Here is a 10,736-nt window from a genome sequence, read left to right on the forward strand (position 1 = left end):
GCGAGAAGTACGGCATCCCGTACACCACCGGCCCGCTGCTGCGCCAGTACGCCTCCACCTGGGCCCGCATCTGGCGCATGGCACTCCCGTAACACTCCCCGTACGAGCCGGTTCGCCGACGCGCGGGGCCGTGGCCCCCATCCGGGCCCGCGGCCTGTCGGTCCGGCGCCGGGCGGTCACCCGGGGCGCTCCGTCTCCGGTCCACCCCGGCCCGCGGGTCACGTGACCGCATGGACGCCCAGGGGCGAATCGCAGCCTGGTGTGCTGCGCAAAGTGATCGGCAACCCGACCACTGACGGGTGGACTTGTCCGAAGGGTTCGGGTAGCGGCTGCTGGGGGATGTTGCTGGACCGGTCACACGACCTTCCGCCCGTCAGGGAGCCGGCGCCGGATTCGTTGGTGATCTCGGCGACGTCGAAGCTGGCGAGCGTGGCGTACGGCTCGAGTTCACGTGGGCCGAGGACGCAGCGGCGGATCACGTCGTGGGCCTCCTCACCGGAGTCGAACACCCAGGGGCGGCGCATGGTGTTGGTCTGCGTCCGCAGGTCCCACTCATAGCTGATGGTCACGGTGGCAGTCCTGCAGAGTCTCGACGCGGGCCTGTTGCGGACAATGGGTGCTCGGTCGGGGCGAACGGGGAGCACAGGACGAGGAGGGTCCCAGGATGGGCGTGCGCGGCGCCGCGGCGCGGACCGGCCGCCTCAGCCGCGCAGCCCGTCCAGCCTGCGCCGGGCCGGGAGATGCAGGATTGGCGCCCAGGACGTTACTCCCCGTGCCGGCGAGCGTCGGTCCCCCGGGGATCACCGTGACGCCGGCGCCCGGCTCGGTGGGCAGGGGCCACAGGACCGGGCATACGCTGCAGGAGGAGGCATACGTGAAAACGCTGACCCCAGACGCCTGAAGCGGCGACCTCGTTCATCCTCAGCGCGCCGCCCTGCAGGAGGTACGCCATGGATCACGAGCCCTTGCCCTCCGCGGACCGCGCCGAGGTCCGTATCATCGCGGCGACGCCGGAGGCCGCTCGTCGCGTCGCCGCAGTGCTTCGCCGCTGCTTCTACTCGACCGAGCAGCGCAGCTATCCCGCTGGCCGCGAGGGCGCAACCCGTCTCCATCTCACCGTCGACACGACGCACGCCGCGGAGCCTGCACGGTCCTGGCTGGCAACCAGCCAGTCGTCCTTCGAGGACCACCAATATTCGGACGAGGTGTGACAGAACCGTGAAGGCCGCTGAAGCCAGCCCCACATACGCGCCCGCACCGCCAGCCACCACCCGGAGAACAACAGCCATGGCGACTCTGCGTGAACGCAAGACCTACCGGAAGGCGGTCATGGATTCTGTGTACGAGGCCGTCGAACGGAACCGCCTGGAGGTCAGCGGAGCCACACTCCGTGACAAGCTTCGCATACCCGATGAGGACCTGTCCGCAGCCTGCGCCTACCTGGCCGGCGAGGGCCTGATCACCGTCGACTGGACATCGCACAAGACACCCGCGACCATCTCGCTGACCCATGAGGGCATTCGGTTCATGGAAGAGCAGGAAGAACGCGGCTGAAACACAGCGAAAGCATCCTGGCGTCACGGCCGCCCGCTCAATGGCACCCGACGGCGAGTTCGCACGCCGCACTATTTCGGGTTCCGTTCCCGTACGGGGGCTGGATCCGGTAGGACACGGGGTGTGACGCGCAGGCAACTCACCGACGAACAGTGGAAGTTCATCGAGCCGGTCCTGCTGATCGGCGGGTTCGGCCCGTACCCCGAGCGGCTGCGGGAGCAGTTCGAGGGGGTGATCTGGCGGTTCCGCACCAGCAGCCAGTGGCGGGAGATGCCCAGCGAGTTCGGTCCGTGGCCGACGGTCTACGGCCGGTTCCGGGTGTGGAGGGACGCCGGCGTCTTCACCGCGCTGCTGGAAGGTGTGATCGCCGAGGCCGCCCGCCAGGGGAGGACGGACTTGTCCCCTTCTTGAGGAACCCGGTGTCGTCGCAGATCAGGACACCGTCTGGGCTCCCGATGGTCTCCACGACGAAGTCGCGGACATCATCACGCACGGCGTTCTCGTCTCAGTCGGAGAGGTTGAGCAGGCGCTGGACGCCGTCCGGCCGCGCCTGCCCCGCTTGCTCCGCGAGCGTCCAGCCGTTCTTGTTTTCCAGGGGAGCGATCAACCCGCGCAGGTAGTCCAGCGCCCGCTCACGCGGCTCGGACCTGCCGAAATGATGGGCCAACCGGGCATGCAGCCCGGCTATCCCCTCCGGCCACGACTCAATCTGTTCGACCGTCACCGCATCAGCACACAGTCACATCAACGCCGAACAGCACCGGCCGTCACCCCAGATGCGGTTGCAGTATTAGGGGGCAGCGACGGCAGTGCACGGCCGGAGACTCTGCAGACACGGAGCGGCGTGGCATGGGTGGCGTCCCTCAAAGTGGTGTAGGCGGTGCGGGGCCGTGCTGTCCGCCGGCTGAGGGACATGGAGGCGGGATGGCCGCATGCCGCGGGCCAGCCGGATTGTCCAACGGGAGGGTGGAAAAGAAGGCTCCCCGGCCGAGAGCCTGGCCCGATGGGGTCTATGCCCTGTCGTCGTATGGCTGGTAGGCCAGTGGTGCGGCGGTTCGGCGTGGAGCTGGTGCGGGCCATTCGCGCGGGCCTGGCCCAAGGGAACAGCTCTGCATATGGGCCCCGGGGCCCCTCCCAGCTGACCTGGTACGAGTTCGCTGTCCAGTACGCACGGGCGCACTGGCCCGGCCGGGCGGCCAAGACCCGGGGCGAGGCCAGCGACGCGCTGACAGCCATCACCCTGGCGATGCTCTGGGACGTGCCCGGCCGGCTGCGCGAGGAGGTGCTGCAGCGTGCCCTGCGCCGCTGGGCGTTCCTGGTGCCGGGGTCGGAGGAGCGGGAGCTGCCGGTGGAGGACCGGCTGGTGCTGCAGTGGGTGGCGAAGGCGTCCCGGCCGCTGGTCGACCTGCATGATCCGACCCTGGCCCGCGACGTGCTGGAGTCGCTGCGCCGCAGGCTGGACGGTGGCGAGGCGGCGGTGGAGACGATGCGCCGCAAGCGCAAGGTTCTGGTGCACGCCCTGTACTACGCCATGGAGCGGGGCGAGTTGGCCAGTCATCCGCTGGAGCGGATCCAGGGGCTCGGCACCGCAGACGCTCTTCGACTCGGGGTCGGGCGTCTCACCCCGTCAGGTCGACCGACACTGCTGCGGCGAGGAGCGTGATCGCGGCGAGTGTGACCATCGCCGTCCGTGCCGCCATCACGCGTCGCCGTCCCGGGCAGGATACGGGGGCAGTCCTGTCGGCACCCTCCACGCGGCGGGCGAAGGTCTCCCCTCCGCCGGCGCCCGACTGGCTGGGGCGTTGGCCTCCCACAGCTGCATGCGCCAGCTACCGGTGTCCTGTTCATACACCCGAGCCGCCGGTCTGGGCACGTGGGCAAGCCGGGAGTCGCGAGTAGGGTTCGGGCCCTGGTCGAGGAATTCCATATCCCGCTCAACGATCCGGCCCTGCTAGGCAGTCGGCAGGTCACCCGTTCGTCGCAGCGCATGCCCGTGAGCCCGGTACGCCGCGGCGTAGACCGCTCGGGAGGGCCTGGCGCGGTGACGGCGCGCCAGGCTCGTGGCCGGGGAGCCTCATGCACCATTCCACGGCTGGTGCTGACTGCGGCGCGGGGACGCGGCCCAGTTAACGCAGCGCGGCACGCTCCTGTCCTACCCCCCGCCGGGCGTGTAGCCTCCCGGGCTGCCCGGGGTCGATGCCGAACGCGCCGTGGGTGCCGGTCAGGCGCAGAATGCGGGCGAGGGAGTGCGGGACGGCGCGTAGCCGCAGTTCCACGCCACGTGCCCGGGCGGTGCAGGCGGCGGCCAGCAGCGCGCTCAGCCCGGTGCAGTCGCAGAATGTCACCTGCCCGAGGTCGACGACCACGCTGTGGTGCTGGTCCACGGCTGCCTTCAGGGCGTGGCGGGCGTCGCCCGGCGAAGATCACATCGAGCTCGCCCGACACCATGACCAGGCACCTGCCGGGGCCGGTGGTCTTGAGGCTCACCTGTGTCGTGTCGGACACCGGCGCCCCCTTCGTCAAGGGCTTGCCTTCAGGAGACCCCACGTCCAGCGGCCCTGTCCACGCCTGTCGGCGCACGCCGTGATTGTGGGTTCGGGTCAGGAGGTCATGGTCGTTCGCCGGAGACGCTGACGGTGATGCCGGTGAAGGTGATGACCTGGATGTTCTTCCCCTTGGAGTCGACGTCGACGGGCCCGTGGAAAGTGAGCGAGCTGACTTCGAGGGCCGTCTTCCAGACTCCGGCGGGGCCGCTGGCCAGCACGTCCGCCCGCCACGTGCCGTCCGGGCCGCGGGTTTCCAGCTCGGCGTGGGTGCCGGCGTCGCGGGCTGCGTTCGCCAGCTCCAGCTTGAGCAGGTGGTGGGCGACCGACTCCAGGGCGAGCGCGCATGTGGGGGGCGGCCGGGGCGGTAAGCCGGTGCGGGAGGTCTTCGCGTGCATCGCATGTCCGCACTCGTCGCACGTCAGCGGGGGGCGGACGGGTCTTCCAGACCGCTTCCCGCCGCGCGCGGCCGAGTTCGGGCAGGTGGGCGAAGACGGTCTCCACTGCGCGTGCACGGCCGGGAACTCTATCGACCCCCCGCTTCAATCGGCGAGGAGCCCAGTGTGGCGCGGACTACTGACACGCATCAGACCGCGCGGGTGGAGGCCCTGAGCCTTGCCGGGCGATGACTACCCAGGGCCCCCGGCTGCCCGGCCCACGGCCGGCTCACGGTCCCATCCGACGCCGGGAGAGGATCGGCACCACTGACACAGTGCACCCACAGCACATAGCGAACACACGCGACACGCCGCAGAGCACGGGCCGGATGTCAGCATCCGTGCCCGTTGCTTCAGCCCTGTGGTGTGACGCCGGTGGGGCATGGCACGACGGCCGTCACCGTCTTGCCCGCCGCATGGACGTGGACCCGCACGTCCGCCGACAGCTGCTGCACCAGATGCCAGCCGAACCCGCCCGGCCTGGTGGCGTCCACCGACAGGGGCCGCGGCGGGACGGGGCTGGCGTCCTGCACCGCCACCGTCACCGCTCCCGGCCCGGCCTCCAGCCAGAACCTGGTCACCCCGCCGGCATGCCGCATCGCGTTGGTGAACACTTCCGACACCACCAGCAGCACCGCGTCCACCGCGCTGCCGGGCCCCGGTGCGGCCACGGCCAGGAAGCCGCGGGCCACATCCCCGGCCTGCTCCGCCGTCCGCAAGCTGCCGTCACCGAGGGGTCCGTGGTCCTCCTCCTGGGGTGAATGCACCATCGCGGTCTCCGGTGGCTCGGTCATCGGATTCCTGCCGTCTGCCCTGGACAGATCGGATCATGTCGCCTTGAATGAGGCCGAATCCCGCAGCCTCTGCAGGGTCACCACCACCGTCTGCGGCGCCTTCAGCGCCGGCTCCGGCAGCAGCCGCACACCCTGGGTGGGCGACGTTTAGTACGGCTAGCACGGCGTAGGCGTAGCGCCGCTCGATGCCGGTCCAGAAGCCGGCCGGAGCCAGCGCGGTCACGCTGCGTGCCAGCCCGGCTCAGGACGTGGCGTACACCCGCTCTGCGAATTCGGCGATCTGGTGTTCGTTGAGGTGCTGGGCGATGTCCCGCTCGCTGATCATGCCGACCAGCTGCTTGTTCTCGATCACCGGGAGCCGCTTGATCTGGTGCCGCTCCATCGTCTCGAGCACCTCGCTGACGTCGGCGTTGACGTCGATCCACTGCGGGGTGCCCTGGCACAGCTCCGTGCATTGTGTCTCGGCGGGGTTGCGCCCGTCGGCGACGCACTTCACCACGATGTCGCGGTCGGTGATGATGCCGCACATCCTGCCGTCGTCCTCACAGACCGGCAGTGCGCCGACCTCCCGTCGTTTCATCATCTCGGCGGCGCGGGTAAGTGTTTCCGTCTTGTTGATGCACTCTGCGCCTCGGTGCATGATCTGCCCGGCAACCGGCATGAGTCCTCCTGATGGGATGGGTCTGACGTACCCCCTGGGCCTCGTACGGCGCTTCCACGCTAATCCTGAATCCTGCGCACTCCGCGGCCCAGTGTCGTGATACGCCGCTCGGGTGATGGACCTTTGTCCTGGTGCGGCGCGTCCGGGGTGTCTTCCGTGACGAGGGCATCGCCGTGCACACCGGTGCCACCCTGACCGCCGTACGCACGAGGGACGGGGAGAAGGCGGCGCGTGTACGTATCGCCGACGGCGCCGAGTTGGAACTGCGTGCTGAGGAGCTGCTGGTCGCCACTGGCTGCCGCCCCGTTGCCGAGGGACTGGGCCTGGATCGGGTTGGGGTGAAGACCGGGGCGCTCGGCGAGGTCGTCGTGGACGAGTCGCTGCGCACCGGCCACCCGCGGATCTGCGCTGCGGGCGACGTGACGGGCGGGCAGCAGTTCGTGGGGCACGTTGGTGCTGACCAACTTGCTGATCAACACCGTGCGCGACCGCGTCGTCACTGTCTCCAACGGCCTCGTCGGCTCGGCTTTCGCCGACCGTGCCGCGCTCACGACAGGTGCGGCCCCCATGCCCGCCGCACGGCGGCTTCCCGATCACCCGGACAGGTCAATTCGGCATGTCCTCATCCACGTCAGCAGCACTATGCGGCTCGGCGAGCCGGGGAACTCCCGGATGCTGTCTGTCGGGCGATCTTGGACTGGGTCCCGCAGGATGGTGCCGGTTGCCCGGCCCTGGAGACCGCTGAGGGCAGCCGTTTCCCGTGTGCGGCGACTGCCGCCCCATTGTTCACTCAGGGAGCACCGCATGGCTGTGATGACGGAGGAACTCGTACCGGTGCTGGAGGATGCGCGCCAGGCTCATGCCGCGGTCCTCGACCGGTTCCGGGCGGATGTGACGGTCACCCCGCCGGGTCCGTACCGGCAGATGCTCGAGCGTCAGACCGATGAAGTCCGGGACAGTGTCCATCTCATCCAGGACCAGGTGCGCCAGCTTCAGCCCCGGGGGGTACTCGGCTCCGCGGTCGATCTGACGCGGTTCGTCTCGCGGGGCGCCGCGCGCACGGCGGTGCTGCCGCTGGCGGTGGGCTCGAAGGTCGTAACGGGGATGCTGCGCGGCAGGGGCCCGGCCGATGCGCGGCAGCTGCTGAGGAACGTGGAGGACGAGTACGCGACCGCGGCGCGGGCGCTGGCGGCGTCCCGGGCCGGAGAGGTCCTCGCCGAGCAGGTGGACGACCAGGCCACCGCCGATCTGCTCGGCTCGGTGCGCCGCCAGGACGAGGAACTGCTGCAGGCACTGGAGCACAGCCTCGCCGAGCACGCCCGCGCCGTGGCGGCATCCACCAGCGGCTCCCGTCCGGGCGAGGGCCGCGGCGCCGGTTTGGCCGACGCGGCGGGCCAGACGATGCGGACCGCTTTCGAGCGAACGCGTGACGTCGCCCAGCGCGGTGGCCGGCGGGCCAGGGGTGCGGCCGAGGGCGCGGTGCGGGAGATGCCCCGGCCCGGCCGCATGGCCGAGGAGGTCCAGGGAGCGGTCACGCGGGAGGAGGATCTGCCGATCCCCGGGTTCAGCCGGCTCACCGCGGAGAAGATCGAGCAGCGGCTGCGCACGCTGTCCCAGTCGGACCTGACGGTGATCGAGGGCTACGAGCGGGCGCATGCACACCGCAAGGGCGTTCTGGACGCCATCGAGCGACTGCACGCAGGCGAGCCGTGGGACGGCTACGACGCCATGGGCCCGGCCGAGATCACCGCGCGGCTGCAGGACGCTCCCGTCGGCGTGGCCCGCCAGGCACTGGAGTACGAGCGGCACCACCGGCAACGCCAGGAGGTCATCTCCGCCGCCGAGGAACGCATCCCCAGCTGACCATGACCGGGAGCCAGACTGCTGCGATTCGGCTGCTGCGCCGCGGCGCCCGCATGCCTTTCGATGCTCTTTGGGGGTTTTTCGGCACCTGACACCGGGGTTGCTGTCCCCGGTATGTGGACGTCATAGCCCGTCGGTGCGCCCGAGCCCCGAGTGGGACTGATCTCCCGATTCGGTGGCGCGCAGGATCGTGTCGGCGACCTGTCCGGGCGCGTCCAGCATCGGCACGTGACCGCAGCCGTGCAGCGGCACCAGGCGGGCGTTCGGGACCATGTCGCGGATCCTAGCTGCCTGTCGGGGCGGCAGAAGGCGGTCGCGGGTGCCCCAGGCGATCGTCACCGGTACATCGGGGATGTCGCCGGTGAACAGACCCGGTGCACGCCCGGCCCGCAGGGTCGCCTTGAACGCGGCCGAGTCCCGCAGCGTCTGCAGGGCCGCCACCACCGTCTGCGGTGGGCACAGGTCCGCCCGGCCGTACAAGGTGCCGGTCAGCACGGCGCGGGCGGGCGCGGTGTAGACGAGAGCCGTCAGCGCCGGCTCCGGCAGCAGGCGCACACCCTGGTGGGCGACGTTCAGTACGGCGTAGGCGTAGCGCCGCTCGATGCCGGTCCAGAAACCGGCCGGAGCCAGCGCGGTCACGCTGCGTGCCAGCCCGGCCTGCCCCAGGCGCAGCGCGATGAGCCCGCCCAGCGAGTGGCCCACCACGTGCGGGCGCTCCACGCCCAGCGCCGTGAACACCGAGCCCAGCCACACCACGGCCGTCTGAAGGTCACGGGGCACGCCGGGATCCAGATCGGGAGACTGGCCGAAGCCCGGCAGATCCATCGCGATGATCTCCCGCTGCCCGGTCAGCAGCGGCAGGACGGAATCCCATGCTTGCCGGTGACATCCGAGCCCGTGCAGCAGGACTACGGGTTCCCCGGCCCCCTGCCGCTCGTACGCCACCGTCACCGGCCCCAGGTCCGCCGCCCCGCCCTCCACGAACCGTGCCGACCGCGGCTCGACAACGACCTGCCCCCGCTGTTCCTCGGGCCCCGCCGCAGGCTCCCACCGCAGCGCCGGCCCGCTCAGCAGCAGACCCCGCACATCGGCCGCGATCTCGCTGACGCGGCCACGACCTCGGCCAGCGGCGGAAACGAGCGCACCCATCCAGGCCATCACCGAACACCTCACCCGCCCCGTAACTCACTCCGTCACAAGGCGACACTGACATGACTCGCAATGAGAGCAACTCAGGACGCACCATGCATATTCCTGACCAGGGAGGGCCTTCGCCAGCACTCAACGCCGAGCCGAGTGCCGGAGGGGCAAGCGGGTGCCGACCGCGAGCGGCATGGTCAGAGGCGATCGTGTGCCGAAACGGGGCGAAGCGCCATGTGGCGCCTCGCTGGTCCTGCCTGTCGACGGTAGTCAGGTGACGGGGACCCCGCCGCGGTCACCTCGACGCCGATGCGGTGGTCCAGCGGACGTTGGCGTCTGCCCGCGGCGACCTGGAACGGACGCGTGCTTTGGCACAGGGCTTGCATCGGGGCGTGGCCGCCGTGTCCCACGGAGCCTCCGCCTGCATCCAGCCGGCGGGCGCAAGCCGTTCGCGCTCGGGGCGGGGCGACACGGAACGCGCCTCAGTGTCCCCGCAGGAGGGCCCCGGTCTCACGGTCGACTTGCCGGATCTCTCCGGTGGGTACGACGACCGAGAGCGCGGCTCCCGAGGCGCTGACGATCTCCGGGCGACCGGCGCCGGGCGTGCGCAGGCCCGACAGGCCGAGCGCGGTGAGCCGGGCGCGGACCTCCTCGCGTACCTCCGGCTGGTCCTCGCCGATCTCCCCGGTGAAGACGAGGCCGTCGAGCCGTCGAGGGACACTGCCATGGCGGTGATGCGCGGCGGCAGTGGTGGGTGAAGACGTCCAGGGCGAGGGCAGCGCGCTCGTCCCCCTCGGCCCGGCTGCGGACAAGGTCGCGGGTGTCGTCCGAGGTACCGGAGGGACAGGTGGTGTCGGGTCTGCAGCCACGTCAGGGCGCCGGGATCCACGCTGCCGCCGCGGTGGCTCATCACCAGCCCCTCCAGGGGCGTATAGCCCATCGTCCTGTCGACGCTGCGTCCGTCGCGCACCGCGCAGGCGGAGCAACCGCCGCCGAGGTGGGTGATCACCACGTCGCAGGGCGGAGAAACGCTGCCTGACCTGTGGCTTTTCCCTCCTTCCTTCGTCTGTCGGTGAGTGACTCGGCGAGCCGCTTGAGTCAGGCTGGCACCTCGTTGCGGCCATCCAGCGCCCGCGTCAGCGGTAGCGGCTGCCAGCCGCCCCGAGTAGCGTCGTGATCAGCAGTCGTGGTTCCGAAGTTCCGTTCGCCCGTGATCGCGCTCATGGGCGTTCTTGCTTTTCAGCGCCTCTCCGGACCAAGGCGATCACCTCCCGGGCCCGCAAGGCGCGGGCCGGTTCCCACGAAGGAAACAGTCATGGCCAGGGGCACTGTGAAGTGGTTCAACAGCGAGAAGGGCTTCGGTTTCATCGAGCAGGAGGGTGGTGGGCCGGATGTGTTCGCCCACTACTCCAACATCGCCGCCCAGGGTTACCGCGAGCTGCAGGAGGGGCAGAAGGTGGAATTCGACGTCACCCAGGGCCAAAAGGGCCCCCAGGCGGAGAACATCCGCCCGATCTGAATCTGCGTCGATGAGGGCCAGCTCCCCGTACAGCGCTTACCGGGACTCTTGCAGAAAGCCCCGGCGTTCACGCCGGGGATGAATGCATCTCAAGACTGCTCTGACCTGCACGTCAGAGCGGACGTTGTTACTGCTCGATGTACTGGCGGACGATCGCCAACGGTGCTCCGCCGCACGATGCGGAGAAGTACGAGGGTGACCACAGGTGCCCGTGCATGATGGCGT

Annotated in this window: 14 protein-coding genes and 3 pseudogenes; 7 read left to right on the forward strand and 10 right to left on the reverse strand. The window is 70.2% G+C overall.

The window, feature by feature from the left end; translation table 11 throughout:
* Window positions 1-218 precede the first annotated feature (218 nt).
* On the reverse strand, window positions 219-569 hold the full coding sequence (locus ACFV7R_RS45955; RefSeq protein WP_385276466.1) for a hypothetical protein: 351 nt from the start codon (window positions 567-569) through the stop codon (window positions 219-221).
* 381 nt (window positions 570-950) lie between these two features.
* Here ACFV7R_RS45955 and ACFV7R_RS45960 point away from each other — a divergent pair, with 381 nt between their 5' ends.
* The 3 genes and pseudogenes from ACFV7R_RS45960 to ACFV7R_RS45970 form a co-directional block, all read left to right on the forward strand.
* The gene (locus tag ACFV7R_RS45960) at window positions 951-1,211 is read left to right on the forward strand and encodes a hypothetical protein (protein WP_385276469.1); all 261 of its coding nucleotides are present in this window, start codon (window positions 951-953) and stop codon (window positions 1,209-1,211) included.
* A gap of 76 nt (window positions 1,212-1,287) precedes the next feature.
* On the forward strand, window positions 1,288-1,554 hold the full coding sequence (locus ACFV7R_RS45965) for a hypothetical protein (RefSeq protein WP_385276472.1): 267 nt from the start codon (window positions 1,288-1,290) through the stop codon (window positions 1,552-1,554).
* Between the two features lie 123 nt (window positions 1,555-1,677).
* Window positions 1,678-1,956, forward strand: a pseudogene (locus ACFV7R_RS45970) (transposase); the annotation flags it as partial.
* On the opposite strand, the pseudogene ACFV7R_RS45975 reads toward ACFV7R_RS45970, so the two are convergent.
* Window positions 1,952-2,263, reverse strand: a pseudogene (locus ACFV7R_RS45975) (transposase); the annotation flags it as partial. The pseudogenes ACFV7R_RS45970 and ACFV7R_RS45975 overlap by 5 nt on opposite strands.
* Window positions 2,264-2,581: 318 nt before the next feature.
* On the opposite strand from ACFV7R_RS45975, the gene ACFV7R_RS45980 reads away from it, so the two are divergent.
* Window positions 2,582-3,217, forward strand: coding sequence for a hypothetical protein (locus ACFV7R_RS45980; protein WP_385276475.1), 636 nt, complete (start codon window positions 2,582-2,584; stop codon window positions 3,215-3,217).
* Between the two features lie 463 nt (window positions 3,218-3,680).
* Here the strand turns inward: ACFV7R_RS45980 and ACFV7R_RS45985 are convergent, their stop codons facing one another.
* From ACFV7R_RS45985 to ACFV7R_RS46000, 4 genes are all read right to left on the reverse strand, one after another.
* Window positions 3,681-3,950 carry an STAS domain-containing protein gene (locus ACFV7R_RS45985; RefSeq protein WP_385276495.1) on the reverse strand — a complete coding sequence of 90 codons (270 nt, stop codon included), beginning with the start codon at window positions 3,948-3,950 and terminating at the stop codon, window positions 3,681-3,683.
* Window positions 3,951-4,162: 212 nt separating this feature from the next.
* Window positions 4,163-4,495: a hypothetical protein gene (locus ACFV7R_RS45990; protein WP_385276478.1), complete on the reverse strand. Its 333-nt coding sequence runs from the start codon at window positions 4,493-4,495 to the stop codon at window positions 4,163-4,165.
* A 392-nt stretch (window positions 4,496-4,887) separates the two neighbouring features.
* Entirely contained in the window at window positions 4,888-5,328 is a 441-nt protein-coding gene (locus ACFV7R_RS45995; protein WP_385276481.1) for an ATP-binding protein, read from the reverse strand.
* Window positions 5,329-5,569: 241 nt separating this feature from the next.
* Window positions 5,570-5,989, reverse strand: a complete 420-nt coding sequence (locus tag ACFV7R_RS46000) for a CBS domain-containing protein (RefSeq protein WP_385276484.1) — start codon at window positions 5,987-5,989, stop codon at window positions 5,570-5,572.
* A gap of 173 nt (window positions 5,990-6,162) precedes the next feature.
* Here ACFV7R_RS46000 and ACFV7R_RS46005 point away from each other — a divergent pair, with 173 nt between their 5' ends.
* Window positions 6,163-6,936, forward strand: coding sequence for an FAD-dependent oxidoreductase (locus tag ACFV7R_RS46005; protein ID WP_385276486.1), 774 nt, complete (start codon window positions 6,163-6,165; stop codon window positions 6,934-6,936).
* On the forward strand, window positions 6,824-7,852 hold the full coding sequence (locus ACFV7R_RS46010; RefSeq protein WP_385276498.1) for a hypothetical protein: 1,029 nt from the start codon (window positions 6,824-6,826) through the stop codon (window positions 7,850-7,852). The genes ACFV7R_RS46005 and ACFV7R_RS46010 overlap by 113 nt, the downstream gene beginning before the upstream one ends.
* Before the next feature lie 123 nt (window positions 7,853-7,975).
* Here ACFV7R_RS46010 and ACFV7R_RS46015 read toward each other — a convergent pair whose 3' ends face one another.
* The 3 genes and pseudogenes from ACFV7R_RS46015 to ACFV7R_RS46025 all read right to left on the reverse strand — a co-directional run.
* Window positions 7,976-9,010 carry an alpha/beta fold hydrolase gene (locus ACFV7R_RS46015; RefSeq protein ID WP_385276489.1) on the reverse strand — a complete coding sequence of 345 codons (1,035 nt, stop codon included), beginning with the start codon at window positions 9,008-9,010 and terminating at the stop codon, window positions 7,976-7,978.
* Between the two features lie 464 nt (window positions 9,011-9,474).
* Window positions 9,475-9,804 (reverse strand): hypothetical protein, encoded by a 330-nt coding sequence (locus ACFV7R_RS46020; protein WP_385276492.1) that lies wholly within the window; start codon window positions 9,802-9,804, stop codon window positions 9,475-9,477.
* Window positions 9,805-9,890: 86 nt separating this feature from the next.
* Window positions 9,891-10,004 (reverse strand): annotated as a pseudogene (locus ACFV7R_RS46025) (acetate kinase); the annotation flags it as partial.
* A 303-nt stretch (window positions 10,005-10,307) separates the two neighbouring features.
* Between ACFV7R_RS46025 and ACFV7R_RS46030 the strand changes: the two are divergent.
* Window positions 10,308-10,511, forward strand: a complete 204-nt coding sequence (locus ACFV7R_RS46030) for a cold-shock protein (protein WP_129803571.1) — start codon at window positions 10,308-10,310, stop codon at window positions 10,509-10,511.
* A gap of 127 nt (window positions 10,512-10,638) precedes the next feature.
* Here ACFV7R_RS46030 and ACFV7R_RS46035 read toward each other — a convergent pair.
* Window positions 10,639-10,736 (reverse strand): transposase (locus ACFV7R_RS46035; RefSeq protein ID WP_385276500.1); only part of this gene is annotated, 98 nt, incomplete at its 5' end.

Source organism: Streptomyces sp. NPDC059866 (assembly GCF_042731325.1).
Lineage (GTDB): Bacteria > Actinomycetota > Actinomycetes > Streptomycetales > Streptomycetaceae > Streptomyces > Streptomyces flavusporus.

Coding starts and splice junctions, on each gene's coding strand:
- ACFV7R_RS46015 (WP_385276489.1), bottom strand. CDS start 9,010: ATGGCCTGGATGGGTGCGCTCGTTTCCGCCGCTGGCCGAGGTCGTGGC.
- ACFV7R_RS45990 (WP_385276478.1), bottom strand. CDS start 4,495: ATGCACGCGAAGACCTCCCGCACCGGCTTACCGCCCCGGCCGCCCCCC.
- ACFV7R_RS45965 (WP_385276472.1), top strand. CDS start 1,288: ATGGCGACTCTGCGTGAACGCAAGACCTACCGGAAGGCGGTCATGGAT.
- ACFV7R_RS45980 (WP_385276475.1), top strand. CDS start 2,582: ATGGCTGGTAGGCCAGTGGTGCGGCGGTTCGGCGTGGAGCTGGTGCGG.
- ACFV7R_RS46030 (WP_129803571.1), top strand. CDS start 10,308: ATGGCCAGGGGCACTGTGAAGTGGTTCAACAGCGAGAAGGGCTTCGGT.
- ACFV7R_RS45995 (WP_385276481.1), bottom strand. CDS start 5,328: ATGACCGAGCCACCGGAGACCGCGATGGTGCATTCACCCCAGGAGGAG.
- ACFV7R_RS46000 (WP_385276484.1), bottom strand. CDS start 5,989: ATGCCGGTTGCCGGGCAGATCATGCACCGAGGCGCAGAGTGCATCAAC.
- ACFV7R_RS45960 (WP_385276469.1), top strand. CDS start 951: ATGGATCACGAGCCCTTGCCCTCCGCGGACCGCGCCGAGGTCCGTATC.